The sequence below is a fragment of the Bordetella pertussis 18323 genome, from assembly GCF_000306945.1.
Lineage (GTDB): Bacteria > Pseudomonadota > Gammaproteobacteria > Burkholderiales > Burkholderiaceae_B > Bordetella > Bordetella pertussis.
This window is the reverse complement of record NC_018518.1, coordinates 3,660,233-3,685,792: the sequence shown is the minus strand read 5'-3', so window position 1 is coordinate 3,685,792 and position 25,560 is coordinate 3,660,233. Positions and strand designations below refer to the sequence as shown.

Below are 25,560 nucleotides of genomic sequence, written 5' to 3'. Positions count from 1 at the left end.
TTGCGATGTGGCCGCAGCGCTTTGCGCAGCCTTTGAAATCCCTCTACAACCCCAGCGCCGCCCGCAATGCCTGGACCTTTTCATTGACCCGCTTGGCGCGATAGATCAGCGCGACCTGCGCGCTGGCCGGGGAGGGCGAGATGCGGATGGGGGCGACGGTGCCGGGGGGGGACGTTCTGCAGCGTTTCGCCGTGCGCGAAACCCAGCCCTATGCCGGCCACGACCAGCTGGATGCTGGTGGTGGGGTTGTTGGCTTCGACCACGGGCACCGGGGGCAGCAGCCCGGCGCGGCGGAAGACCCAGTCTATCTCCTTGCGCAGCATCGAGTCCTGGGCGGGCAGGATCCAGTCTTCGTTGACCAGTTTCGCCAGCGGCACGGGCCGGCGCGATCTGGCGAACCGATGTTCCGGGGGCGCGACGAGCTGGTAGGTCGATTCGTAGAGTTTTTCCTGGTGCAACGGCATCTTGACGGCTTCGATGTGCTGCGGCGCGTAGGTGGTGACGAGCGCGTCGGCGTCGCCTTCCTGGAGCGCGGCGAACAGTTCGGGCACGGGGCGTTCGATCAGCTGGACGTGCACGCGCGGCCGCAAGGCGGCTAGGTGTGAAGATTCAATAGGTTGTATGCATGGTTCATCCGAACCGGATTTGAGAAACTGGAAATCGCCACCCCCCCCAGTTCACTCAAGGAGCCCGGCCGGATGAACACCCATAAGCATGCCCGATTGACCTTCCTACGTCGACTCGAAATGGTCCAGCAATTGATCGCCCATCAAGTTTGTGTGCCTGAAGCGGCCCGCGCCTATGGGGTCACCGCGCCGACTGTGCGCAAATGGCTGGGCCGCTTCCTGGCTCAGGGCCAGGCGGGCTTGGCCGATGCGTCCTCGCGCCCGACGGTCTCGCCCCGAGCGATTGCGCCGGCCAAGGCGCTGGCTATCGTGGAGCTGCGCCGCAAGCGGCTGACCCAAGCGCGCATCGCCCAGGCGCTGGGCGTGTCAGCCAGCACCGTCAGCCGCGTCCTGGCCCGCGCCGGTCTGTCGCACCTGGCCGACCTGGAGCCGGCCGAGCCGGTGGTGCGCTACGAGCATCAGGCCCCCGGCGATCTGCTGCACATCGACATCAAGAAGCTGGGACGTATCCAGCGCCCTGGCCACCGGGTCACGGGCAACCGACGCGATACCGTTGAGGGGGCCGGCTGGGACTTCGTCTTCGTGGCCATCGATGACCACGCCCGCGTGGCCTTCACCGACATCCACCCCGACGAGCGCTTCCCCAGCGCCGTCCAGTTCCTCAAGGACGCAGTGGCCTACTACCAGCGCCTGGGCGTGACCATCCAGCGCTTGCTCACCGACAATGGCTCGGCCTTTCGCAGCCGCGCCTTCGCCGCGCTGTGCCATGAGCTGGGCATCAAGCACCGCTTTACCCGACCTTACCGCCCACAGACCAATGGCAAGGCCGAACGCTTCATCCAGTCGGCCTTGCGTGAGTGGGCTTACGCTCACACCTACCAGAACTCCCAACACCGAGCCGATGCCATGAAATCCTGGCTACACCACTACAACTGGCATCGACCCCACCAAGGCATCGGGCGCGCTGTACCCATCTCCAGACTCAACCTGGACGAATACAACCTATTGACAGTTCACAACTAGCGACCAGCTTGAGATCAGGACGGCGCGCCCGCGTACGGGCCGGCGCCAATGCCGATTGTTGCGCTTTATTGCGTTTCTGGATTTGAATATTGCGTCTTTATGTATCAATGCACGCGGCCGGCGCGCTTTCGCCTGCCGGTGATCTTTTGCATAATCGTGGCCTGCGTCGGCCGGCCCTGCCGCGTCCGATTCCGTTTCAAGGCCCTCCGGAGTTCCATGCCTCGTCTCCTCTCGCGTATCCGGGCCGCCCGCGCGCGGGCGGCCGCGCTGCTGGCGCTGGCCGGCTGCGCCATTCTGCTGGGAGCCTGTACCTTGCCGCCGCCTGTCGACCGCACCGCCTCGCACGCCCTGGACGCCACGCAGGCGCGCGCCACGCCACTGGGCCAGGGCGTCGGCGAGCTGGCCGACGCGCATCCGGGGCTTAGCGGCTTTCATGTGCTGGGCGACGCGCAGGACGCCTTCGCCGCGCGCATGCTGCTGGCGCGCGCGGCCACGCGCACGCTGGACGTGCAGTACTACATCTGGCGCAACGACATGACCGGCACCCTGTTGCTGCAGGCCTTGCACGCGGCCGCCGAGCGCGGCGTGCGGGTGCGGCTGCTGCTCGACGACAACGGCATCTCCGGCCTGGACGACGCGCTGGCCGCGCTGGACGCGCATCCCAACGCCGAAGTGCGGCTGTTCAATCCGTTTCCCACGCGCTCGTTCAAGGCGCTGGGCTACCTGACGGATTTCTCGCGCCTGAACCGGCGCATGCACAACAAATCATTCACCGTCGACAACCAGGCCACCATCATCGGCGGGCGCAATATCGGCGACGAGTACTTCGGCGCGACCGACGGCGTGCTGTTCGCCGACCTGGACGTGCTGGCGGTGGGGCCGGTGGTGGGCGATGTGTCCGCCGAGTTCGACGCCTACTGGGCCAGCGAGTCCGCCTGGCCGGCCGGCCCGCTGCTGCCCGCGCCGGGCGCGCAGACACTGCGCGCCCTGGCCGAGCGCGCCGCGCGCATCGAACAGGACCCGGCCGCCGGCGACTACATGAGCGCGCTGCGCGAGTTGCCCTTCATCCGCGAATTGATGGCCGGCCGCCTGCCGCTGCAATGGGCGCCGGCCCGCATGGTCAGCGACGATCCGGCCAAGGGCCTGGGCAAGGCGCCGCCGGCCGGCCTGCTGACGCAGCAGCTCAGGAACATCCTGGGCGAGCCGCGCCGCACGCTCGACCTGGTGTCGCCGTATTTCGTGCCTGCCGAGGCCGGCACGCAGGCGTTCGCCGCGCTGGCCCGGGGCGGCGCGCAGGTGCGCGTGCTCACCAATGCACTGGAAGCGACCGACGTGGCCGTGGTGCATTCCGGCTACGCCAAGCGCCGCAAGGCGCTGCTGCAGGCGGGCGTGCGGCTTTACGAAATGCGGCGCAGCTACGCCGGGCCCAAGCCGCAGGGCAGGGGCCGATTCGGCAGCTCCGGGTCCAGCCTGCACGCCAAGACCTTCGGCGTCGACGGCGAGCGCGTCTTCATAGGCTCGTTCAACTTCGATCCGCGCTCGGCCAATCTCAACACCGAACTGGGCTTCGTGATCGAAAGCCCCGACATGGCGCGCCACATCGCCGCCACGTTCGACCAGGATATTCCCGCCGCCACTTACGAGGTGCGCCTGGACGACGACGGCAGCCTGTACTGGCTGGAACAGCGCGACGGCGCCACCGTGCGGCACGACAGCGAGCCGGGCGTCAGCCTGTGGCGGCGCTTCAGCGTGTGGCTGTTCTCGCTGCTGCCGCTCGAGCCGCTGCTGTAGGCGCGCTCAGGCCAGCAGCGACACGGCCTTGATCTGCGCCCAGGCCTGCATCTCGGGCGCCAGCGCCAGCCGGTCGCGCGAGTAGCGGGTGATGCGCGCCAGCAGCGGCGTGCCGTCGGCGTCCAGGCGCACCATGACATGGGCCGGGTTGGCCGCCGGCGCCATCTCCAGCACGCGCACCGCCAGCACGTTCAGGATGCTGCCCTCGCGCGGCTGCTGCAGCGCCAGGCTGACATCGCGCGCATGCACCACCACGCGCAGGCGCTGGCCGGCCGGCGCGGCCTGGTGCACGAAGCGCAGCCGCGCCCGCCCGCCGGGCAGCTGCAGCGTCAGCAAGGCATAGCCGGGGTCGAAACCGGCGGCCTCGCCGGTCACCACGACCGAGGCGTCGTCGGTCATCGCCATGGGCAGGTCCAGCCGCGTCAGCAGCGCGTCCAGCGGGCCGCTGGCCACCGCGCGGCCCTGCTCCAGCAGCACCAGGTGATCGGCCAGCCGCGCCACTTCGTCGGGCGAATGGCTGACGTAAATCACCGGGATGTCCAGTTCGTCGTGCAGGCGCTCCAGGTAGGGCAGGATTTCGCGCTTGCGCTGCACGTCCAGCGCCGCCAGCGGCTCGTCCATCAGCAGCAGGCGCGGGCTGGTCAGCAGCGCGCGGGCGATGCCCACGCGCTGGCGTTCGCCGCCCGACAGGCCGGCCGGCATGCGCGCCAGCAGGTGGCCGATGCCCAGCAGCCCGGTGGCCTGCTCCAGGTCGACGCGGCGCAGCGCGGGCGGCACGCGCTTCATGCCGTAGCGCAGGTTGGCCAGCACGTCCAGGTGTTCGAACAGGCTGGCTTCCTGGAATACATAGCCCAGCGCGCGCTTGTGCGTGGGTACGGCGCGGCGCGCCGCGCTGTCCAGCCACACCTCGCCGTTGATGTCGAGGTAACCGTCGCTGACCGGGGCCAGCCCGGCCATGCAGCGCAGGCAGGTGGTCTTGCCCGAGCCCGACTGGCCGAACAGCGCCGTGACGCCGCGGCCGGGCAGCCGCAGATCGACATCGAGGGAGAACTCGGGATAGTCCACCCGGAAGCGGGCGTGGATGCCGGCCTGGCCCGGCGGGAAATCGGATGGCATGCGGTATGCGCTCAGAGTGCCGCCGTGGCGCGCTGGCGGCGCGAGTACAGCAACAGCAGGATGATGAACGAGAACACGACCATGCCGCCGGCCAGCCAATGCGCCTGCGCATATTCCAGCGCCTCGACGTGGTCGAAAATCTGCACCGATACGACACGGGTCTTGCCCGGGATGTTGCCGCCTATCATCAGCACCACGCCGAACTCGCCCACCGTGTGGGCAAAGCCCAGGATGCCGGCGGTCACGAAGCCGGGCCGCGCCAGCGGCAGGGCTACCGAGACGAACCGGTCCCACGGGCCGGCGCGCAGGGTCGCGGCGGCCTCCAGCGGACGGCGGCCGATGGCCTCGAAGGCGTTGTGCAGCGGCTGCACCACGAACGGCATGGAGTAGAACACCGAGCCCACCACCAGCCCGGCGAAGGTGAACGGCAGCGTGCCCAGCCCCAGGCTCTGGGTCAGTTGCCCCACATAGCCGTTGGGTCCCATCGCCACCAGCAGGTAGAAGCCGATCACCGTGGGGGGCAGCACCAGCGGCAGCGCCACGATGGCGCCCACCGGCCCCTTCAGGCGCGAGCGCGTGCGCGCCAGCCACCAGGCGATGGGCGTGCCGATCACCAGCAGCAGCAGCGTGGTCAGCGAGGCCAGTTCTATCGTCAGCCAGATGGCGGCCCAGTCGGCGCTGGTCAGCGACAAGGGCGGGACTCCTGCAAGGGGTTACAGCTGATAGCCGAAGGACTTGATGATAGCCGCGGAACGGGGCGACTTCAGGTACTCGACGAAGGCGCGCGCGGTGGCGTTGTCCTGGCCTTTCTTCAGGATGACGGCGTCCTGGCGGATCGGCTCGTGCATCGAGGCCGGCACGATCCAGGCCGAGCCGCCGGTCAGCTTGCCATCCTTGTAGATCTGCGAGAGGGCCACGAAGCCCAGCTCGGCATTGCTGCTGGCGACGAACTGGTACGCCTGCGAGATGCTCTGCCCTTCGACGATGCGCGGCGCCAGCTTGTCGGCCAGGCCCAGCTTGGCCAGCACCTGGGTGGCGGCCAGGCCGTATGGCGCGGTCTTCGGGTTGGCGATGGACAGGTGCTTGAAATCGCCTTGCTTGAGCACGGCGCCCTGGTCGTCGACATAGCCGGCGCGCGCCGACCACAGCGCCAGCGCGCCGGTCGCGTAGGTGAAGCGCGAGCCGGGCACGGTTTCCTGCTCGGCGTCCAGCTTGGCCGGCGTGCTGTCGTCGGCCGCCAGGAACACTTCGAACGGCGCGCCGTTCTTGATCTGCGCGTAGAACTGGCCGGTGGCGCCGAAGGAGGCCACCGCCCGGTTGCCGGTGTCTTCCTCGAACGCCTTGGCGATCGCCTGCATGGGCGCGGTGAAATTGGCGGCGACCGCCACCTGCACCTCGCCGGCGAGCGCGGGGGCGGCAAGCAGGGTGGCGGCCAGGGCCCACAGCGTCGGAATGGCACGGATTTTCATGGAACTTTGCCTTTGTGGTGAGAAGGTTCGCGCGCCCGTCGCGGCAGGCCCGCATAGCGCGCAGCAGAGCGTTATGTAGTGGAATATATAACGAAATGCGTCGCGCCCACAAAAGCAGGCCCGCGCCCCGCCCGCTTAGCGGACCTTGGCGTCCAGGAAGGCCCGGATCGCCGGGATGATTTCCGCGCCGTGCGTCTCCAGGGCGAAGTGGCCGGTGTCGTAGAAGCGCACCTCGGCCGCGGGGATGTCGCGTTTCCAGGCCTCGGCGCCGGCGGGCAGGAAGTACGGATCGTTCCTGCCCCAGACCGCCAGCAGCGGCGGCTGCCTGTCGCGGAAATAGGCCTGGAACTGCGGATAGCGCTGCACGTTGGACGCGTAGTCGAGCAGCAGGTCCAGCTGGATCTCGGCATTGCCCGGCCGGGATACCTGCAGCCCTTCCAGCGTGTAGCCGTCCGGGGCGACCAGGCTGGGGTCGGGCACTCCTTCCAGGTACTGCCACTTGATCGACGCAGGGGTGGGAAAGCCATGCAACGCGGCGCGGTTCTCGGCCGTCGGCGACGCCCAGTATCGCCTGATCGCATCCCAGCCTTGCGCCAGGCCTTCTTCATAGGCGTTGCCGTTCTGGGAAACGAGGGCGGTGACGCGGTCCGGATGCGCGCTCGCCAGGCGCCAGCCCACCGGCGCGCCGTAGTCGTGCACCATCAACGCATAGCGGTCCAGCTTCAGCTGTTCGGTGAACCGGTCCATGGTCCTGGTGATGTTGTCGAACGTATAGGCGTAGGCGTCCCGTGCCGGCGATTCCGTGAAGCCGAAGGACGGCAGGTCGGGCGCCACGACGCGATAGCCGTCGGCCAGCGCCGCGATCACGTCGCGGTACATGTACGACGAGGCCGCGAACCCGTGCAGCAGCAGCACGGCGGGCGAGGCGGGGTCGCCCGCCTCGCGGTAGAAGATCTTCACGTCGCCGACCTGCTCATGGCGATAGTGGACGGGGCGTGGGGCGGCGTTGCCAGGCATCATGGCCTCCTTGGTAACCATTGAAAATTGAATTTGAAGGTTACGTGGATCCGGTGTAACCTGTCAATCTCAAATTCACTAGTTACGAATATGGCGACGCCTGCCACGCATCCCCCGCATTTCATCGCCAACAACCTGGCGCTGGATTTCATCAACAGCGCGTTCGGCGTCGGGCCGGCCAGCCATGACTGCCTGGGCGACGACGAGAGCGCCCTCGCCTGGCTCGAGGCGGCGGGACATGTGCCGGCCGGCCTGGCGGGCCCGCCCGCGGGTTTGGCCGAACTGGCCCGCGCGCTGCGCGAGGCGGCGGCGCGCATGGTGCGGGCCGCCCAGGCCGGGCAGGGCGGCGACGCGGCGCTGGTGAACCAAGTCCTCGAGGCGGGCCGGCCGGCCAGGAAGCTGGCGTGGGACAACGGCCAGGGCGGCTACACGCTTGCCGAATGCCCGCGCGACCACAGCGCGGCCAGCCTGCTCGAACCGGTGGCCGCCGCGCTGGCCGATTTGCTCGCCGGCGATGCGCTGCGGCATGTGCGCCGGTGCGAGGCGCACGATTGCACGCTGGTTTTCCTGGATGTCACCAAGTCGCACCGCCGGCGCTGGTGCAGCATGGCCTTGTGCGGCAACCGGATGAAGGTGGCGGCGTTCCGTTCCCGCAGGCAGGGCGCCGGCTGACGCCGGGCCGGGCAGGGCGCCGGCGCGTACCGCAAAAGGACGCGGCCGCCCCGGGGGGCGGCCGTCATGGGGCGAGACCGACGTCGCGGCGCTTAGCGTCGCTCAGTGCGCGTCGGTTCGCCGGACAGGATGGGCAACAGGCGTTGGGGCCCGGCGACGCTGGCCTGGGCGTCGACGCCGAACAGGGCCAACAAGGTAACGGCAAACTGCTTCATGATGGGCTCCTTGCGAGGGATGGGCGGCGGGCCGCGATGGCGGGGTTATGCGCCGGTTTCGACGTACTCGGACGCGGCCGACGCATCGCGCGCCTGGGCCAGTTCGGCCTGGACCTGCGCACGGGTGGCGGCGTCGCCGGCCGGCCGGGCCGCGGGTTCCTGCGCTTCGCCGAACACCAGTTGCCCCGCGGCGCGCGCGATCGCCAGTTCGTGCTGCACCTGCGAGCGCGTCAGGCTGCCGCCCTGGGCGCCGGCGGGCGGATAGTCCAGCTCGCCGGAGCCGGCAAAGGCGTTGAAGCCGAACAGGGCGGCGGCGAGCAGGGCGGCGGACGTGAAGGTTCTCATGATGGCTCCAGAAAGTTATCTACTACTAGATAGATGTCGAGGGAAATAAAAACGCCGGAAGGCGGTGGTTCATGGACTGCATGTTATCTACTAGTAGATAGATAGGCAAGTCATGGCCCCATTGTTTTTTCGTATTCCGCCGATAGCAATCTCAGGCGTAGGCGATCAGCCTGCCCAGCGTGGCGACCGCCAGCCACAGCAGCAGCGACAGGGCCGCCTGCAGGCGGCCCCAGGGCGGCGGGCGGCTGTCCCAGCCCGCCAGGCGGGCGCCCCACAGCGCGCGAAACAGCAGGGCGTTGGCCACGCCCAGGGCGATGCCCGCCGCCTTGTATTGCATCAGCGCGTTGCCCGACAGGGGCACGGCGTCGGCGCTGAACAGCAGCGCGCCGCTGGCCAGCTGCAGCAGCAGTCCGCCCGCGGCCAGCGGCGTCAGCACGGCCGACACATCGGCCAGCGCAAAGCGGCGGCCCAGTCCCAGCAGCCGCAGGTCCAGCAGCAGCATGGCACCCACCAGCAGCACCAGGCCCAGCAGGTGGGCCAGGTTGGCCGCGGGATAGGCCCAGGACGAGCCGCGCATCCACGCGCCCAGCGCGCAGGCTTCGAGCAGCGCGGCCCAGGCAGGCGGATCCATGCCGGCCGGCCCGCTTCAGCGCAGCTCTATGGTCTTGCCATCGACGGTGATGCGCTCGGCCCGCACCTCGTGCGTGCCGTCCTTGCGCGGATAACCGACGATGGTGACCGTCTTGCCGACCGCCAGCGCATCCTTGGCCAGGCCGCGCGACTCCATGCGCGAAACGGGCGCCAGCACCACTTCCCAGCTGGCGCCCTGATAATCCACTTTGACTTCGGCGTGCGGGTTGCGATAGCGCACTTCGGTCAGGGGCGCTTCGATGGTGAGGGTCTGGTCGGCGTCGTTGACCTCGATGCGGCCCAGGTAGCGCGCTTCGATGCCGGCCTGCCACCCTTGCGGCGGGGCCCACGACAGCGCGGCGTAAAGCGCCTGCGCCGCCACGCCCGGGATGCGGTTGCCGGCCCGGATGGCGCCCGGACCGTCGTCGCGATAGCGCGCGTCCAGCCAGGTATAGGCCAGCTGCGCGCGCGTGGCGGGCGAACTCGCCGTTCCATTGCAGCTCCACGCCGTCGCGCCGCGTGCGGCCGGCGTTGCGGTACGTGGCGCGCCCGCCCAGGCTGCCAGCCGAGACGATTTCGTCGTCGGTTTGCGTATGGAATAGCGCGGCGGTCACCAGGCCGGCGCCGGTGCGCCATTTGACGCCGGCCTCCAGGTTGGTGCTGACGGCTGGCCGCAGGCCGAAGTTCAGTCCCGGGGCCTGGTCGGGCCGGTACGACAGTTCATTGAGCGTGGGCGTCTCGAAGCCGCGTCCGTACGAGGCGTACAGGCTCAGGTTCTCGTTGGCCGCATAGCGCAGCGCCGCCACCGGCAAGGCCTTGCGATAGGTGGCGCGTCCGCTGTCGTCGCCGTTGCCCGGCGCCTGGTAATGATCGTCCGAGTCGAAGCGCACCGTGCTGTAGCGCAGCCCCGCGTCCAGCGTCCAGCGCTCGGCGAACTGCCACGAGGCCTGCAGGTACGGGTCCAGGTTGTAGACCGTGTTGGTCTCGTCGCGCCGCAACGCGCCCTTGACGCCCATGGCCGGTGGGCGCGGCGGGCGGGCCGGTGTAGTTGTCGTAGCCGCGGCGCTGCTCCTTCATGGTGTCATAGGCCAGTCCGCCGATCAGGGTCAGCGGCAGGCCGGCCACCTGCTGGCGCGAGGTCCAGCGTAGGTCGGCGCCGCCGTAGTCGCGGCCCAGGTCGATCACGCCGCCGGCCTGCGTGGGGCTTTGCTGCACGGCCACCGGGATGGATTGGTATTGCGTGGTGCGGCGTTGTCCGTAGTACAGCATCACGCGCAGGTCGTTGCGCGTGTCGAAGGCGCGCTCGTACAGCAGGCCGCCCTGGGTCTGGCGCACGGTCTTGCGCGTATCGAAGCGCTCGGCCACCGGCGCGCTGCGCGGGTCGTCCTCGAATTGCTCGCGCGTCAGGCCCAGCGGATCCTGCGCGGTCAGGTCCACGTGGTTGGCGCTCAGCGTCAGGCGGCTGCCGTCGTCCATGCGCAGGCCCAGCCGCGCGTTGCCCAGGTTCTTGCGCGCGGCGCTGTGGTCGCGATAGCCCTCGGTCGTGAAGCGATTGAAGTCCAGCACGTAATCCAGGCCGTCTGCCGCGCTGGCGCCGCGCAGCTTGGCGCCGTAGCGCCAGGTGCCGAAGCTGCCCGCCGCCGCGCTGCCCGTCGCCTCGGGCGGATCGCTGCCCTGTTCGGTGAACACCTGCACCACGCCGCCCGACGAATTGCCGTACAGGGCCGAGAACGGGCCGCGCAGCACTTCCACGCGGCCGGCCGAGCCGATGTCGATGTTCGAGGTCTGGCCCTGGCCGTCGGGCATGGTGGCCGGGATGCCGTCCACGTACAGCCGCACGCCGCGCACGCCGAAGGTCGAGCGCGCGCCGAAGCCGCGTATCGACAGCTGCAGGTCCTGCGCGTAATTCTGGCGGTTCTGCAGCTGCAGTCCGGGCACGCCGGCCAAGCCTTCGGACAGGTTGACCTGCAGGTTGCGCGCGCGCAGCTCGTGGCCATCGACCACGTCCACGGACGCGGGCGTATCGAGCACCGAGGTGCCGGTGCGCGTGCCGCTGATGCGCACCGGCTCCAGCATGGCGGGCGCCTCCTGCGCGGCGGCCGGCCCGCCCAGCGTGGCGGCGGCGCCCAGGATGCGCAGGCGTCGCAGCGTGTTCATCGGTGGGCCGTCAACAGCAGGTTGCTTTCCGAGTTGGCCACGCCGTCGATGCTGCGCAGGTCGCGCAGCACGCGGTCGAAGGCGGGCAGGTCGGCGGCGCGCAGCTCCACCACCAGGTCCCAGCGGCCGTTGGTGGAATGCACCTGCAGCGCCTCGGGGATGCGGCGCAGCGCCGCGACCACGGCATCGGTGGCCGCGCCGCGCACTTCGATCAGCGTGATGGCGCGTATGCCGTGCTCGTCCTCGTTGCGCAGGCGCACCGTGTACCCGGCCACGATGCCGCTGCGCTCGAGCCGCGCCATGCGGTTCTGCACCGTTCCGCGCGACACGTGCAGCTGGCGGGCCAGCGTGGCGGTGGGCAGGCGGGCGTCCGCGCGCAGCAGCGCCAGCAGGCGGCGGTCCAGGGCGTCGAGCGCATGATCCATGGCAGTCTCCAGGCCGTTTGGGCAGATCGCCAGCCGTAGCTGGCGATCTGCTCCATATTGCCTCAGGATTGCCATTTTTCTGGCTTTTCGCTAGCTGTGAACTGTCAATAGGTTGTATTCGTCCAGGTTGAGTCTGGAGATGGGTACAGCGCGCCCGATGCCTTGGTGGGGTCGATGCCAGTTGTAGTGGTGTAGCCAGGATTTCATGGCATCGGCTCGGTGTTGGGAGTTCTGGTAGGTGTGAGCGTAAGCCCACTCACGCAAGGCCGACTGGATGAAGCGTTCGGCCTTGCCATTGGTCTGTGGGCGGTAAGGTCGGGTAAAGCGGTGCTTGATGCCCAGCTCATGGCACAGCGCGGCGAAGGCGCGGCTGCGAAAGGCCGAGCCATTGTCGGTGAGCAAGCGCTGGATGGTCACGCCCAGGCGCTGGTAGTAGGCCACTGCGTCCTTGAGGAACTGGACGGCGCTGGGGAAGCGCTCGTCGGGGTGGATGTCGGTGAAGGCCACGCGGGCGTGGTCATCGATGGCCACGAAGACGAAGTCCCAGCCGGCCCCCTCAACGGTATCGCGTCGGTTGCCCGTGACCCGGTGGCCAGGGCGCTGGATACGTCCCAGCTTCTTGATGTCGATGTGCAGCAGATCGCCGGGGGCCTGATGCTCGTAGCGCACCACCGGCTCGGCCGGCTCCAGGTCGGCCAGGTGCGACAGACCGGCGCGGGCCAGGACGCGGCTGACGGTGCTGGCTGACACGCCCAGCGCCTGGGCGATGCGCGCTTGGGTCAGCCGCTTGCGGCGCAGCTCCACGATAGCCAGCGCCTTGGCCGGCGCAATCGCTCGGGGCGAGACCGTCGGGCGCGAGGACGCATCGGCCAAGCCCGCCTGGCCCTGAGCCAGGAAGCGGCCCAGCCATTTGCGCACAGTCGGCGCGGTGACCCCATAGGCGCGGGCCGCTTCAGGCACACAAACTTGATGGGCGATCAATTGCTGGACCATTTCGAGTCGACGTAGGAAGGTCAATCGGGCATGCTTATGGGTGTTCATCCGGCCGGGCTCCTTGAGTGAACTGGGGGGTTGGCGATTTCCAGTTTCTCAAATCCGGTTCGGATGAACCATGCATACAACCTATTGAATCTTCACAGCTAGCAGTCAAGGCGCAAGCGATGGTAGTCTGCCGGGGTTGCGCATGTGCTGGGCGCATGCGCGTCACTGCGCGCCAGCTTTACGCGCCTGTCTGCCAGGAGTACATCATGAAAGGCGATAAAACCGTCATCCAGTTCCTCAACAAGCAACTCACCAACGAACTGACGGCAATCAACCAATATTTCCTGCATGCCCGCATGCTGCGCCACTGGGGCTTCAACAAACTGGGCAAGCATGAATACGAAGAGTCCATCGGCGAGATGAAGCACGCCGACCGTCTCATCGAACGCATTTTCATGCTCGATGGCCTGCCCAACCTGCAAGACCTGCACAAGCTGCTGATCGGCGAGGACGTGCCGGAACTGCTGGCCTGTGACCTGAAGCTGGAACAGGCCGCGCAGGCGACCGTCAAGGAAGCCATCGCGCACTGTGAATCGGTGCGCGACTATGTGTCGCGCGATCTGTTCCAGGACATCCTGGACGACACCGAAGAGCATATCGATTACCTCGAAACGCAAATCGGCCTGGTCGACCAGGTGGGGCTGCAGAACTACCTGCAAAGCCAGATGGAAGTCGACGGCTGAGGCATCGTGGCCGCTTCGGCGGCCATGGCATGAAAAAGGGCGCACCATGCGGTGCGCCCTTTGCATTGCGGCTGGGTGCGGTCAGTCGGGACGGCGCGGGCACTCGGCCATGGTGCCCCATGCGCGGTTGGGCGCACAGTACTTGTTGCGTGCCGCCCAGGAGCAACTGGGGCGCTCGAAAAAGCCCTGCGTGGCGCAGTGGGCCAGTTCGCGGCGCAGCGCGTCCTGCCAGTTGCCGCCGCCGGCGCGGTTGGTTTGCGGCGCGACCTGCGCGACCGCCGCGGGATTCTGCTGCATGCCGGACGCGGGGATGGCTTCCTGCGGCACGATCGGCGCCTGGCCGCCCAGCGCCTGCAAGTCCAGCGTGGTGATGTCGGAGTTGCCCGAAGGCAGCGGCACATCGGAATTGGCGGCGATCTCGCGCGCGCGGTCCATGGTGATGCTGTCGCGGGAGATCTGTACCGCCGGGTCGCCGGTGGTGTCGAACAGCGAGACGGTGTTCACCGCCCAGTCGCGGCTGGCGGGTTGGTCCGGCACGCCCAGCGTGCCGTCGACGCGCGGCTGGGGAGGCTGCGCGACATACGGCCGGCCATTGGCGTCGAGGACGGGTTGCTGCGATGCGTCGCCTTCCTGGCCAGGCGCGGGCGCGGCCTGCGGGGCATGCGCCACCAGCCAGTCACCCAGTTGAATACCGCCCCAGGCGGCTGCGCCCAGGGCGACCAGAAGCGTTGCGATCAATAAACGCCAAGACATTGCTACCCTCATCTGCCGTGCGGTCTCCGACCCGGCTTACGCCTTGTCTCCGAAGACTTTGCCGCCATGCTCGCGCAAGGCGTGGAATTTCACATTCGGATACAGGTCTTCGGCCACGCGCAATTGCGCGGGCGAAGTGATAAGGAACGCCGCCGCATCGACCACATCATAGGCGATATGGGCTGCATTGGCATCCATGAACTTGCGCAGCGCGCGCGGGTCGTCGGAGGTGATCCAGCGCGCGCTGGTGTAGCGCGAAGGCATCATCCGGGCGTCCACGCCGTACTCGGTCTTGAGCCGGTGCGCGACCACTTCGAACTGCAGCTGGCCCACCGCGCCCAGCAGCAGCGCGCCGCCGGCGGCCTCGGGGCGGAACACCTGGATGGCGCCCTCCTCGCCCAGCTGCGTCAGGCCCACGCGCAATTGCTTGGTACGCAATGGATCTTTGACTTCCACCGCCTGGAACAGTTCCGGGGCGAAGAACGGCAGTCCGGTAAAGCGCAGGCTCTCGCCTTCGGTCAGCACGTCGCCCAGCTGCAGCACGCCGTGGTTGGGAATGCCGATGACGTCGCCGGCATAGGCTTCGTCGAGCAGCTCGCGGCGCTGTGACAGGAACGACACCACGTTGTTGGGCCGCATTTCCTTGCCGGTGCGCGCGACCTTCAGGCGCATGCCGCGTTCGAAGCGGCCCGAGCTCACGCGCACGAAGGCGACCCGGTCGCGGTGCGCCGGATCCATGTTGGCCTGCACCTTGAAGACCACGCCGGTGAACTTGGGTTCGTCGGGGCGGACTTCGCGCTCCAGCGCCTGGCGCGGGCCGGGGGCCGGCGCCTGGTCGACCAGCGCGTCCAGGACTTCCTGCACGCCGAAGTTGTTGATGGCCGAACCGAAGAACACGGGCGTTTGCTTGCCGGCCAGGAAGGCCTCGCGGTCGAACGCCGGCGCGGCTTCGTTGATCAGCTCGATCTCGCCGCTGGCCTGCGCGAAGGCGGCGCCGAAGCGGCGCGGGATCTCGGGGTTGTCCAGGCCGTCGATGAATTCGTCGTCCTCGCCGCGGCGCTCCTGCCCGGCGCGGAAAATGCGCATGCGGTTGCGCCGGATGTCGAACACGCCGCCAAACGCCTTGCCCATGCCCACCGGCCACCCGAGGTGGCCTTCGATTTCCGACAGCAGCTCGAGCGGCTCGCGGACTTCGCGGTCGAGTTTGTTGATGAAGGTGATGATGGGCGTGTTGCGCGCGCGGCAGACCTGCAGCAGGCGGATCGTCTGCGGTTCGACGCCATTGGCGGCGTCGATGACCATCAGCGCGGCGTCCACCGCCGTCAGCACCCGGTAGGTGTCTTCCGAGAAGTCCTGGTGGCCCGGGGTGTCAAGCAGGTTGATGACGCAGTCGCGGTACTCCATCTGCATGACCGACGATGCCACCGAGATGCCGCGCTGCTTTTCGATTTCCATCCAGTCCGACGACGCATGGCGCGAGGCCTTGCGCGCCTTCACGCTGCCGGCGATCTGGATCGCTCCTGCGAACAGCAGCAGTTTTTCGGTCAGCGTCGTTTTACCGGCGTCCGGGTGGGAAATGATGGCGAAGGTGCGTCGCCGCGCGACTTCTTGGGGAATGTTCATGGCGGGTGGATTGTACTGGCGCACCGCGGGCGCGCCAGCGGGGTGTCTTTACGAGTGGCGACGGAATGTAGCCAGGAATACGCCGGCCAGGATGAACAGCGAACCGAAGACGCGGTTCATCCAGCGGATGTGGTGCGCCTTGCGCAACATCCGCAGCACCTTGGCGGCCAGCAGCGTATACACGTCCATGGCCACCAGGTCGGTGAAGGCCAGCGTGCCGGCCAGCGCCAGGTATTGCTGGGTCAGCGGCTGCGCGGGGTCGACGAACTGCGGCACGACCGCCAGCAGGAACACCGTGCCCTTGGGGTTCATGGTGTTGATCAGGAAGCCGCGGCCCACCAGTTCGCGAATCGAGGCGCGATGCGGATCGCCGGCATCGACCGTCACCGGCGCGGCGTCGGTGCGGATCTGGCGCATGCCCAGGTAGATCAGGTAGACCACGCCGGCGTACTTGACGAGGGTGAAGGCCAGCTCGGAGGTGGCCAGCACCGCGCCCAGCCCGACGGCGACGATCAGGAACTGGAACAGGATGCCGAGGATCAGCCCGGCCGTGTTCCAGTAGCCGCGCGCGAACCCGTACTTCAGGCCCGAGGACATGGCCGAAATGGCGCCCGCCCCGGGCGAGAATGAGATCGCCCATGATGCGACGAAAAAGGTCAACCACGTCGAGAGCGTCATGCGCTGGCTCCTGTCGATGCCGCGTGAGCGGGATTACTTGCCCAGCAACACGCCGCGCGTGCCGTTGCCGACGGGCCGGTTGCGCGCCGGGGCCGGCGCGCGGGTCGCACCCGTTTCGCCGGGGGCACGCCCCTGGGGGCGGCCAGCGTCGTTGCGCTTGGCGTCGGCGCGCGGACCGGCGGCGTTGCGCGGCGCGCTGCCTTGCGGATGGGCGCCCGTGGCGCGGCGCTGGCCGTCGCGCGCCTGGGGGGCGCGGTTGTCGCCGCCGGCGCGTTGGCCGCGATCGGCGCGGTCCTCGGCGGTCGGGCCGCCGGCAGGCGGCGTCCAGCCGTCGACGGCGCGGCGTTCGATGGGCTTCTTGATCAGGCGTTCGATGGCCTTGAGCAGCTTGATCTCGCTATCGTCCACCAGCGAGACCGCCGCGCCGGTGGCGCCGGCACGGCCGGTGCGGCCGATGCGGTGCACGTAGTCCTCGGGGACGTTGGGCAGTTCGAAGTTGACCACTTGCGGCAGTTGGTCGATGTCCAGGCCGCGCGCGGCGATGTCGGTGGCAACCAGCACGGCCACGCTGCCGTCCTTGAAGCCCGACAGGGCGCGGGTACGCGCCGACTGGCTCTTGTTGCCATGGATGGCGACCGCGCTCAGGCCGTCCTTGACCAGCTTCTCGGCCAGCCGGTTGGCGCCGTGCTTGGTGCGGGTGAACACCAGTACCTGGTGCCAGCCGCTTTCGCGGATCAGGTGGCTGACGAGGTCGCGCTTGTGGTGCTGTTCGACCAGGTGCACCGTCTGGGTGACCAGTTCGGTGGCGGTGTTGCGCGGCGTGACCGAGACTTCGCCCGGATCGTTGAGCACGCCGCGCGCCAGCGAGCGGATTTCGTCCGAGAAGGTGGCGGAGAACAGCAGGTTCTGGCGTTGCTTGGGCAGCAGCGCCAGTACCTTGCGGATGTCGCGGATGAAGCCCATATCCAGCATGCGGTCGGCTTCGTCCAGCACCAGGATTTCCACGCCGGAGAGGTCGACCGTTTTCTGGCCGGCATGGTCGAGCAGGCGGCCGGGCGTGGCCACCAGGATGTCGAGCGGCTTTTTCAGGGCGCTGATCTGCGGATTGATGTTGACGCCGCCGAACATCACCATGGAGCTCAGGCTGGCGTACTTGCCGTAGGTCTGCACCGATTCGGCCACCTGGGCGGTGAGCTCGCGGGTGGGGGTGAGGATCAGGCAGCGCGGGCGGCCAGGCTTGCGCGCGGCGGGCTTGGTCTGCATCAGCCGGTGCAGGATGGGCAGGGTGAACCCCGCGGTCTTGCCGGTGCCGGTTTGCGCGGCGGCCAGCAGGTCGCCGCCTTGCAGCACCAGCGGGATGGCTTGCGCCTGGATGGGGGTGGGCGCCGTATAGCCGGTATCGGCGATCGCACGCAACAGGGAATCGGCCAGCCCGAGGTCGGCAAAGGAAATAGAGGTAGTCAAAACAACTCCAGCGGTAGCCTGTCGCTCAAAGTTGAGAGACTCCAATCCAGGCGGACGAATGTGAGGAGATACAGGAAACCCGTTTTCACGGGCATGGCGGTGAAAGCGCCAGCAGACGTGTGCCGATTGGCTATGCACACGGAGAATGATTGTATCCCATGCCGGCCCCGGGAGGCGCCCTGTTTGGCCATAACCTGTAACAGCTCGGCCGCGTCCAGTCATAGGCAAGCCGGCTCCGACCTGTTGTAATGCCGGCGATCCATTGTTACAGGAAGACATGCCATGACGATTACCCGTTGGCTGGGCGCCGGCCTGCTGGCGCTGCTGACCACGTTGCTGTCGGGCTGCGGATACAACGCCATCCAGGCCGCCGACGAGCAGGTCAAGGCGTCCTGGTCGCAGGTGCTCAACCAGTACCAGCGCCGCGCCGACCTGGTGCCGCGGCTGGTCAAGGTGGTGGATGCCTACATGACGCACGAACGCCAGGTGCTGGTCGAAGTGACCGAGGCGCGCGCCAAGGTGGGCCGCGTGCAGCTGACGGCCGACCAGCTCGACGATCCGGCCGCGGTGCAGCGCTTCCAGCAGGCGCAGGGCGAGCTGTCCTCGGCCCTGTCGCGGCTGCTGGTGGTGACCGAGAACTACCCGCAGCTCAAGGCCGAGGGCCTGTTCCGCGATCTGCAGACCGAGCTGGCCGGCACCGAGAATCGGCTGGCGGTCGAACGCGAGCGCTATGTGCGCTCGGTGCAGGCCTATAACGTGCTGGTGCGGCAGTTCCCCGAAGTGATCACGGCCAAGGTCTTCGGCTATGCGCCCAAGGCCAATTTCGGCGTGGACAACGAGGCCGAGATCACCCGCGCGCCGGAGGTGAAGTTCAGCAACGAGGGCGGCAGTGCCCCACGTCCGGCCCAGTAACGCCTGGCGCTTCCTGCGGACGCTGTGGCTGGGCGCGTGGCTGGCGGGCTGGGCGCTGCTGGCGCAGGCGCAGCAGCTGGCGCCGGTGCCGGAGTTCGGCGCCCGCGTCGTCGACCAATCGGGCGTACTGGACGCGGCGCAGCGCCAACGGCTGGAGGCCCAGCTGGCGGCGCTGGAACAGCGCAAGGGCGCGCAGGTGGCGGTGCTGATCGTGCCGAGCACTGCCCCGGAAACCATCGAGCAGTACGCCACGCGCGCCTTCGAGAAGTGGAAGATAGGCCGCGACAAAGTGGATGACGGCGTGCTGTTGCTGATGGCCAGCGACGACCGCGCGCTGCGCATCGAGGTGGGCTACGGCCTGGAGGGCGCGATTCCGGACTCCGCGGCCGGCCGCATCATCAATGAATACATCGTGCCGCGCCTGCGCGCCGGCGACTGGCCCGGCGCGGTGCAGGCCGGCGTCACGGCGCTCGAGCGGCGCATCGAAGGCGAGGAGTTGCCGCCGCCCGCCGCCAGCGGGCGCGACGAGGGCTCGCGGCTGGCCGGCATACGCGGCTGGCTGGGCGAGAACGGCATCGCGGCGCTGGTGGTGCTGCTCATCCTGCCGGGGCCGATCGCGGCGGCGCTGGCCGGCGTGGGCGTGGCGATCTACATGCAGAGCATTTCCGCCGGCCTGGCTATGGCGCTGCTGGTGCTGGGCATCAAGGTCATCATCAAGGCCTTGCCCAGCGGCGGTGGAGGTGGAGGTGGAGGTGGCGGAGGCGGCGGCAGCGGCGGGGGCGGTTTCGGCGGCTGGCGCGGCGGGTCGGGCAGCGGCGGCTTCGGCGGCTTTCGTGGCGGGGGCGGCGGGCGCAGCGGCGGAGGCGGCGCCTCGGGCCGCTGGTAGGCCGGCCTACCCGGCCGACGGCACCGGCTGCAGAGACTGCAGCCGCGGCATCAGGCTGAGCAGGTGCCGGGTGTAATCGTGCTCCGGATGCGTGAACAGGGTCTCGGTGGCCGCCGTTTCCAGCAGTTGGCCGTGCAGCATGACGCCGACCCGGTCGCACATCTGGCGGATGACCGGCAAGTCATGGCTGATGAAAAGCATGGTCAGGCCCAGCTGTTCCTGCAGATCCTTGAGCAGATTCAGAATCTGCGCCTGGATCGACACGTCCAGCGCCGAGGTCGGTTCGTCGCAGATCAGGAAGCGCGGCCGGGTGGCCAGCGCGCGCGCGATGCAGATGCGCTGGCGCTGGCCGCCGGAGAATTCGTGCGGATAGCGCTGCGCGGCGGATGCGCCCAGGCCGACCACGTCGAGCAGGTCGGCCACCACGCGGCGGGTCTGCGCCTCGCCTTCAGCCAGGCGGTGAAAGCGGATCGGCTCGGCCACGATTTCCTGCACCCGCATGCGCGGGTTGAGCGACGAATAGGGATCCTGGAACACCATCTGGATCTGGCGCCTGAACGCGTTCATCCGCTTCTCGTCCTTCAGGCCGGTCAGGTCGACGCCGTTAAAGAGCACGCGCCCGTTCGTGGGCGTGTACAGGCCGGCGATCAGGCGGGCCACGGTGGATTTGCCCGAACCCGACTCCCCCACCAGCCCGAACACTTCGCCCTCGTTGATCGACAGGTTGACCTGCTTGACCGCGTCCAGCGTGCGCCGGTTGCGCGCCAGGAAGGCGTTGCGCAGCACGAAGCGCATGCCCAGGTCTTCCACTTCCACCAGCGGCCCTGCGGCGCGCCGGGCGAACTCGCGCCGCTGGCCCAGCCAGTGGGTGGCGATGTCCAGTTCCACGGTCGGGCGCTTGACGTCCTCGATATAGGTCACCACGGGGAAGCGCCGCAGCTTGACGTCGGGGCGCGGCACGGCGGAGATCAGGCTGCGCGTGTAGGGGTGGTCCGGGTTGCCGAGTATCTTGGCGGTGGGCCCCTGTTCGACCAGCTTGCCGCGGTACAGTACGGCCACGCGGTCGGTGACGTCGGCGATCACGCCCATGTCGTGCGTGATGATGATCATCCCGACCTGTTTCTCCCTGCACAGCTTGCGCAACAGGTCGAGGATCTGCGCCTGGATCGACACGTCCAGCGCGGTGGTCGGCTCGTCGGCGATGATGACTTCCGGCCCGCACGACAGCGCCAGGGCGATCACCACCCGTTGCCGCATGCCGCCCGAGAATTGGTGCGGATACTGCTTGACCCGCAGTTCCGGCTCGTCGATGCCGACCTGGCGCAGCAGTTCGACGGCGCGCTAGCTGTGAAGATTCAATAGGTTGTATGCATGGTTCATCCGAACCGGATTTGAGAAACTGGAAATCGCCACCCCCCCAGTTCACTCAAGGAGCCCGGCCGGATGAACACCCATAAGCATGCCCGATTGACCTTCCTACGTCGACTCGAAATGGTCCAGCAATTGATCGCCCATCAAGTTTGTGTGCCTGAAGCGGCCCGCGCCTATGGGGTCACCGCGCCGACTGTGCGCAAATGGCTGGGCCGCTTCCTGGCTCAGGGCCAGGCGGGCTTGGCCGATGCGTCCTCGCGCCCGACGGTCTCGCCCCGAGCGATTGCGCCGGCCAAGGCGCTGGCTATCGTGGAGCTGCGCCGCAAGCGGCTGACCCAAGCGCGCATCGCCCAGGCGCTGGGCGTGTCAGCCAGCACCGTCAGCCGCGTCCTGGCCCGCGCCGGTCTGTCGCACCTGGCCGACCTGGAGCCGGCCGAGCCGGTGGTGCGCTACGAGCATCAGGCCCCCGGCGATCTGCTGCACATCGACATCAAGAAGCTGGGACGTATCCAGCGCCCTGGCCACCGGGTCACGGGCAACCGACGCGATACCGTTGAGGGGGCCGGCTGGGACTTCGTCTTCGTGGCCATCGATGACCACGCCCGCGTGGCCTTCACCGACATCCACCCCGACGAGCGCTTCCCCAGCGCCGTCCAGTTCCTCAAGGACGCAGTGGCCTACTACCAGCGCCTGGGCGTGACCATCCAGCGCTTGCTCACCGACAATGGCTCGGCCTTTCGCAGCCGCGCCTTCGCCGCGCTGTGCCATGAGCTGGGCATCAAGCACCGCTTTACCCGACCTTACCGCCCACAGACCAATGGCAAGGCCGAACGCTTCATCCAGTCGGCCTTGCGTGAGTGGGCTTACGCTCACACCTACCAGAACTCCCAACACCGAGCCGATGCCATGAAATCCTGGCTACACCACTACAACTGGCATCGACCCCACCAAGGCATCGGGCGCGCTGTACCCATCTCCAGACTCAACCTGGACGAATACAACCTATTGACAGTTCACAACTAGTCAGACTTCGGACCGCATCAAGCATGGACGCATGGCGCAACGGCTGTATTGACCCAGTGAAAACCTGCTCACGTCATAATCGAGGAAACGACGTTGAGCATGAAGATGGAAGAAGACATCAAACGATGGACGGCCAAGCGCAAGAGCGCGTTGGTGCTGGACATCATCCAGGGCAAGACCACCGTGGCCGAAGCGAGCCGTCAATATGACCTGTCGCCATCGGAAGTCGAGCAGTGGGTCGACGACGGCAAGCGGGGCATGGAGAACGCCCTGCGGGCCAATCCGCAGGATGTGCGAGAGCAGTACGAGCGGCAGCTCAAGGACATGCAGGAAGCGTATGGCGAGGCGATGCTGGAGCTACGCGCGCGAAAAAAATTGCAGTCCCTGTTGGGCGAGGACGAGAAGTGATCGAGATGATCCGCCAGGGACTGCAAGCCGACGGCATCACCGTCTCGATCGTCAAGCTGTGCCGCTGGTTCGGCGTGCCGCGCCGCACGGTGTACTACAAGCCGGTGAAGGTCCCGCCCAAGGTTGATCCGAAGTTCGCGACGCCGATCAAGGCGATGATCGAAGAGTCGCCGTCATTTGGCTACCGTACGGTCGCGCACCTGTTGGGATTCAACAAGAACACCGTGCAGCGCGTGTTCCAGTTGATGGGCTGGCAGGTTCGTAAACGTCCAATCGGCTTCAGGCCTCGCATCCAGGCGCTGCCATCAGTGGCAACGATGCCCAATGAGCGCTGGTCCACGGATTTGTGCCGGGTGTGGGCGGGTCGGAACGGCTGGGCGACGCTGGCGCTGGTGATCGACTGCCACACCCGTGAACTGCTGGGCTGGCACCTGTCGCGTAGCGGTAAAGCTTGCACTGCGGGCAGTGCCCTCGAGCATGCCCTGATAGCGCGCTTCGGGACGTTGGGCCGCGTGCCGGCGCCGTTCCTGCTGCGATCGGACAACGGCTTGGTCTTCACCTCGCGCAGCTATACCGCGCTGGTGCGGGGATATGGTCTGCGCCAGGAGTTCATCACGCCGCACTGCCCACAGCAAAACGGCATGGTCGAACGCGTCATCCGGACGCTGAAAGAGCAGTGCGTACATCGGCATCGCTTCGAGACCATCCAACATGCCAGCCGCGTGATCGGCGACTGGATACGCTTTTATAACGACCGGCGCCCGCATCAGGCGCTGGGCATGAAGACTCCGGCCGAGGCATACGCTTTAGCCGAACCTGAGCAGGTTTCGCTGGGTCAATACACGGCAGGAGTCACCCACACGAACCGTAGACCCATGGCGAAGACGCGACCATGGCCCGGCAAGGGCAAGACCGGCTCGAACGAAATACAGGGGAATTTTGCAGATGGTGCCCGGGGCCGGAATCGAACCGGCACGCCTTGCGGCGGGGGATTTTGAGTCCCCTGCGTCTACCAATTTCACCACCCGGGCACGGGGGAACGGGCTTCGAGCGAAGGCCGTCTGGAAGGAAGGTTGCGATTATATGCGGTCTTGAAAATCTTCGCTTGTGCCCTCATGTGTAGGGGCACGCCCGGGGCCGCTGCCGTGCGCCGGCCCGCGATTGTTCATTTTCTGACCAGTTACGTACCACGATGAGCCAGACCACCACGACTTCCGCATCCGAAACCCTGGGGTTCCAGGCCGAGGTGAAGCAGCTGCTGCACCTGATGATTCACTCTCTCTACAGCAACAAGGAGATCTTCCTGCGCGAGCTGGTGTCGAACGCGTCGGACGCGTGCGACAAGCTGCGCTTCGAGGCGATCGACCAGCCGGGCTTGCTGGAAGGCGACGGGGAGCTGGCGATCCGGGTGGGTTACGACAAGGCCGCCCGCACGATCACGATTTCCGATAACGGTATCGGCCTGTCGCGCGACGAGGCGGTGGCCAATCTGGGCACGATTGCCCGCTCGGGCACGCGCGAGTTTTTCTCGCAGCTGACGGGCGACAAGCAGAAGGACGCGCAGCTGATCGGCCAGTTCGGGGTGGGGTTCTATTCCTCGTTCATCGTGGCCGACAAGGTGACGGTGCTGAGCCGCCGCGCCGGCCTGGCGGCCAATGAGGCGATCCGCTGGGAGTCGGACGGGCAGGGCGAGTTCAGCATCGCGCCGGCCGAGAAGGCCGGGCGCGGTACGGATGTGGTGCTGCACTTGCGCGCCGACGAGGACGAGTTGCTCAATGGTTGGAAGCTGCGCGAGATCCTGCGCCGCTATTCGGACCATATTTCGCTGCCGATCCGCATGGCCAAGGAGGATTGGGACGCGGAGAAGGGCGAGCAGGTCAAGGGCGATGAGCTGGAGACGGTGAACCAGGCGAATGCGCTGTGGACGCGCAACAAATCGGATATTACCGACGAGCAGTATCGCGAGTTCTACAAAACGGTGTCGCACGATTATGACGATCCGCTGGCGTGGACGCATAACCGGGTGGAGGGCCGCAGCGAGTATACGCAGCTGCTGTATGTGCCCAAGCATGCGCCGTTCGATCTGTGGGACCGCGATGCGCGCCGCGGGGTGAAGCTGTATGTGAAGCGGGTGTTCATCATGGACGACGCGGAGCAGTTGCTGCCGTCGTATCTGCGTTTCGTGCGCGGGGTGATCGATTCGGCGGATTTGCCGCTGAACGTGTCGCGCGAGATCCTGCAGGAGAGCCGCGATGTGCGGGCGATCCGCGAGGGTTCGGCCAAGCGGGTGCTGTCGCTGCTGGAGGACATGGCGGAGAACAAGGCGGAGGATTACGCGACGTTCTGGACGGAGTTCGGCCAGGTGCTGAAGGAAGGCACGGGCGAGGACGCGGCCAACCGCGAGCGCATCGCCAGGCTGCTGCGCTTTGCGTCGACGCACGATGGCGAGCAGGCGCAGACGGTGTCGTTCGCGGATTATGTGGGCCGCATGAAGGATGGCCAGGACAAGATTTACTACGTGACGGCGGATACGTTCACGGCGGCGGCGAACAGTCCGCACCTGGAGATTTTCCGGAAGAAGGGCATCGAGGTGCTGCTGCTGTCGGATCGGGTGGACGAGTGGATGCTGTCCTATCTGCGCGAGTTCGACGGCAAGTCGCTGGTGTCGGTGGCCAAGGGCGGCCTGGATCTGGCGGAGTTGGCGGACGAAGAAGAGAAGAAGCGTCAGTCCGAGGTGGCCGAGACGTTCAAGCCGCTGGTCGAGCGCCTGCAGCAGGCGCTGGCCGAGCAGGTGAAGGAGGTGCGGGTGACGCAGCGCCTGGTGGATTCTCCGGCCTGCGTGGTGGTGGGCCAGAACGAGCTCAGCCCGCATCTGCTGCGCATGCTGAAGGCGGCCGGCCAGGAGGCGCCGGAGGTCAAGCCGGTGCTGGAGATCAACCCGGACCACGCGCTGGTCGCGCGGATCCGCGATGCCAGCGATGCGGAGTTCGGCGATTGGGCCGCGCTGCTGCTGGACCAGGCGCTGCTGGCCGAAGGCGCGCAGATCGCCGACCCGGCGGCCTTCGTGAAGCGCTTGAATGGGTTGCTGTTGAAGGCTTGAGGATGCGCTCGATCAAGGGGTGGCTGTCCCCGCGCGGGGGGCTGACACCGTTTTGGCAGGCTGGCATTGAGGGCGTACGACGGGGTGCCTGTCCCTGCGGGGGCAGGCACGCGGAGGAGGTGGCTGGTGCCA

Annotated in this window: 24 protein-coding genes, 1 tRNA gene and 3 pseudogenes; 10 read left to right on the top strand and 18 right to left on the bottom strand. The window is 67.5% G+C overall.

Annotated elements, in window-relative coordinates:
* Positions 1-80: 80 nt before the first annotated feature.
* Positions 81-551, bottom strand: a complete 471-nt coding sequence (locus BN118_RS17450; protein WP_230456776.1) for a LysR family transcriptional regulator substrate-binding protein — start codon at positions 549-551, stop codon at positions 81-83.
* Between the two features lie 147 nt (positions 552-698).
* Here BN118_RS17450 and BN118_RS17445 point away from each other — a divergent pair, with 147 nt between their 5' ends.
* Both BN118_RS17445 and BN118_RS17440 read left to right on the top strand, forming a co-directional pair.
* Positions 699-1,649 (top strand): IS481-like element IS481 family transposase, encoded by a 951-nt coding sequence (locus BN118_RS17445; RefSeq protein ID WP_005012808.1) that lies wholly within the window; start codon positions 699-701, stop codon positions 1,647-1,649.
* Between the two features lie 216 nt (positions 1,650-1,865).
* Positions 1,866-3,440 carry a phospholipase D family protein gene (locus BN118_RS17440; RefSeq protein WP_014906077.1) on the top strand — a complete coding sequence of 525 codons (1,575 nt, stop codon included), beginning with the start codon at positions 1,866-1,868 and terminating at the stop codon, positions 3,438-3,440.
* Positions 3,441-3,446: 6 nt separating this feature from the next.
* On the opposite strand, the gene modC is transcribed toward BN118_RS17440, so the two are convergent.
* The 4 genes from modC to BN118_RS17420 form a co-directional block, all read right to left on the bottom strand.
* Entirely contained in the window at positions 3,447-4,556 is a 1,110-nt protein-coding gene (gene modC / locus BN118_RS17435; RefSeq protein WP_010931293.1) for a molybdenum ABC transporter ATP-binding protein, read from the bottom strand.
* 11 nt (positions 4,557-4,567) lie between these two features.
* Positions 4,568-5,248 carry a molybdate ABC transporter permease subunit gene (gene modB / locus BN118_RS17430; protein ID WP_003808339.1) on the bottom strand — a complete coding sequence of 227 codons (681 nt, stop codon included), beginning with the start codon at positions 5,246-5,248 and terminating at the stop codon, positions 4,568-4,570.
* Between the two features lie 21 nt (positions 5,249-5,269).
* Positions 5,270-6,025, bottom strand: a complete 756-nt coding sequence (gene modA, locus BN118_RS17425; protein WP_003808340.1) for a molybdate ABC transporter substrate-binding protein — start codon at positions 6,023-6,025, stop codon at positions 5,270-5,272.
* A 135-nt stretch (positions 6,026-6,160) separates the two neighbouring features.
* Positions 6,161-7,045, bottom strand: a complete 885-nt coding sequence (locus BN118_RS17420; protein ID WP_010925959.1) for an alpha/beta fold hydrolase — start codon at positions 7,043-7,045, stop codon at positions 6,161-6,163.
* An 87-nt stretch (positions 7,046-7,132) separates the two neighbouring features.
* Here BN118_RS17420 and BN118_RS17415 point away from each other — a divergent pair, with 87 nt between their 5' ends.
* On the top strand, positions 7,133-7,714 hold the full coding sequence (locus tag BN118_RS17415) for a CGNR zinc finger domain-containing protein (RefSeq protein ID WP_010931294.1): 582 nt from the start codon (positions 7,133-7,135) through the stop codon (positions 7,712-7,714).
* A gap of 92 nt (positions 7,715-7,806) precedes the next feature.
* On the opposite strand, the gene BN118_RS21120 is transcribed toward BN118_RS17415, so the two are convergent.
* The 7 genes and pseudogenes from BN118_RS21120 to BN118_RS17380 all read right to left on the bottom strand — a co-directional run bounded on the left by BN118_RS21120 (position 7,807) and on the right by BN118_RS17380 (position 12,527).
* A complete protein-coding gene (locus BN118_RS21120) occupies positions 7,807-7,929 on the bottom strand; it encodes a hypothetical protein (protein WP_003816327.1) in 123 nt (40 codons plus the stop codon).
* 45 nt (positions 7,930-7,974) lie between these two features.
* Positions 7,975-8,274, bottom strand: a complete 300-nt coding sequence (locus BN118_RS17405) for a DUF4148 domain-containing protein (RefSeq protein WP_004566249.1) — start codon at positions 8,272-8,274, stop codon at positions 7,975-7,977.
* 151 nt (positions 8,275-8,425) lie between these two features.
* On the bottom strand, positions 8,426-8,905 hold the full coding sequence (locus BN118_RS17400) for a membrane protein (protein WP_010931296.1): 480 nt from the start codon (positions 8,903-8,905) through the stop codon (positions 8,426-8,428).
* A gap of 15 nt (positions 8,906-8,920) precedes the next feature.
* The gene (locus BN118_RS21390; RefSeq protein ID WP_229203111.1) at positions 8,921-9,145 is read right to left on the bottom strand and encodes a hypothetical protein; all 225 of its coding nucleotides are present in this window, start codon (positions 9,143-9,145) and stop codon (positions 8,921-8,923) included.
* A gap of 33 nt (positions 9,146-9,178) precedes the next feature.
* Positions 9,179-11,061: pseudogene (locus tag BN118_RS21385) on the bottom strand (TonB-dependent receptor domain-containing protein); the annotation flags it as partial.
* Positions 11,058-11,486 carry an Lrp/AsnC family transcriptional regulator gene (locus tag BN118_RS17385; RefSeq protein WP_010931297.1) on the bottom strand — a complete coding sequence of 143 codons (429 nt, stop codon included), beginning with the start codon at positions 11,484-11,486 and terminating at the stop codon, positions 11,058-11,060. The gene BN118_RS17385 and the pseudogene BN118_RS21385, both read right to left, overlap by 4 nt.
* Before the next feature lie 90 nt (positions 11,487-11,576).
* The gene (locus BN118_RS17380; RefSeq protein WP_005012067.1) at positions 11,577-12,527 is read right to left on the bottom strand and encodes an IS481-like element IS481 family transposase; all 951 of its coding nucleotides are present in this window, start codon (positions 12,525-12,527) and stop codon (positions 11,577-11,579) included.
* A 206-nt stretch (positions 12,528-12,733) separates the two neighbouring features.
* Between BN118_RS17380 and bfr the strand changes: the two genes are divergently transcribed.
* Positions 12,734-13,210: a bacterioferritin gene (bfr, locus tag BN118_RS17375; RefSeq protein WP_003815898.1), complete on the top strand. Its 477-nt coding sequence runs from the start codon at positions 12,734-12,736 to the stop codon at positions 13,208-13,210.
* Between the two features lie 81 nt (positions 13,211-13,291).
* On the opposite strand, the gene BN118_RS17370 is transcribed toward bfr, so the two are convergent.
* The 4 genes from BN118_RS17370 to BN118_RS17355 are packed head-to-tail and all read right to left on the bottom strand — an operon-like array spanning position 13,292 to position 17,728.
* Complete coding sequence (locus BN118_RS17370) at positions 13,292-13,975, bottom strand: hypothetical protein (protein WP_003815897.1); 684 nt, start codon at positions 13,973-13,975, stop codon at positions 13,292-13,294.
* Positions 13,976-13,999: 24 nt separating this feature from the next.
* Positions 14,000-15,586 carry a peptide chain release factor 3 gene (locus BN118_RS17365; RefSeq protein ID WP_041166228.1) on the bottom strand — a complete coding sequence of 529 codons (1,587 nt, stop codon included), beginning with the start codon at positions 15,584-15,586 and terminating at the stop codon, positions 14,000-14,002.
* A 48-nt stretch (positions 15,587-15,634) separates the two neighbouring features.
* Positions 15,635-16,264 carry a LysE family transporter gene (locus BN118_RS17360; protein ID WP_010929661.1) on the bottom strand — a complete coding sequence of 210 codons (630 nt, stop codon included), beginning with the start codon at positions 16,262-16,264 and terminating at the stop codon, positions 15,635-15,637.
* A gap of 33 nt (positions 16,265-16,297) precedes the next feature.
* Positions 16,298-17,728 (bottom strand): DEAD/DEAH box helicase, encoded by a 1,431-nt coding sequence (locus tag BN118_RS17355; protein ID WP_010929660.1) that lies wholly within the window; start codon positions 17,726-17,728, stop codon positions 16,298-16,300.
* Positions 17,729-18,010: 282 nt separating this feature from the next.
* On the opposite strand from BN118_RS17355, the gene BN118_RS17350 reads away from it, so the two are divergent.
* Positions 18,011-18,640, top strand: a complete 630-nt coding sequence (locus BN118_RS17350; protein WP_003815889.1) for a LemA family protein — start codon at positions 18,011-18,013, stop codon at positions 18,638-18,640.
* Positions 18,618-19,526, top strand: coding sequence for a TPM domain-containing protein (locus BN118_RS17345; protein WP_014906075.1), 909 nt, complete (start codon positions 18,618-18,620; stop codon positions 19,524-19,526). Before BN118_RS17350 ends, BN118_RS17345 begins: the two co-directional genes overlap by 23 nt.
* A 6-nt stretch (positions 19,527-19,532) precedes the next feature.
* On the opposite strand, the pseudogene BN118_RS21115 reads toward BN118_RS17345, so the two are convergent.
* A pseudogene (locus tag BN118_RS21115) lies at positions 19,533-20,867 on the bottom strand (dipeptide ABC transporter ATP-binding protein); the annotation flags it as partial.
* A gap of 102 nt (positions 20,868-20,969) precedes the next feature.
* On the opposite strand from BN118_RS21115, the gene BN118_RS17335 reads away from it, so the two are divergent.
* The 3 genes and pseudogenes from BN118_RS17335 to BN118_RS19295 all read left to right on the top strand — a co-directional run.
* Positions 20,970-21,920, top strand: coding sequence for an IS481-like element IS481 family transposase (locus tag BN118_RS17335; RefSeq protein ID WP_005012808.1), 951 nt, complete (start codon positions 20,970-20,972; stop codon positions 21,918-21,920).
* A gap of 93 nt (positions 21,921-22,013) precedes the next feature.
* A complete protein-coding gene (locus BN118_RS17330; RefSeq protein ID WP_003816713.1) occupies positions 22,014-22,328 on the top strand; it encodes a DUF1153 domain-containing protein in 315 nt (104 codons plus the stop codon).
* 5 nt (positions 22,329-22,333) lie between these two features.
* Positions 22,334-23,116: pseudogene (locus tag BN118_RS19295) on the top strand (IS3 family transposase); the annotation flags it as partial.
* A 158-nt stretch (positions 23,117-23,274) separates the two neighbouring features.
* On the opposite strand, the gene BN118_RS17325 reads toward BN118_RS19295, so the two are convergent.
* Positions 23,275-23,359 (bottom strand) — tRNA-Leu (locus BN118_RS17325).
* Between the two features lie 161 nt (positions 23,360-23,520).
* On the opposite strand from BN118_RS17325, the gene htpG reads away from it, so the two are divergent.
* On the top strand, positions 23,521-25,428 hold the full coding sequence (htpG, locus tag BN118_RS17320) for a molecular chaperone HtpG (protein WP_010929604.1): 1,908 nt from the start codon (positions 23,521-23,523) through the stop codon (positions 25,426-25,428).
* The last annotated feature ends 132 nt before the right edge of the window (positions 25,429-25,560 follow it).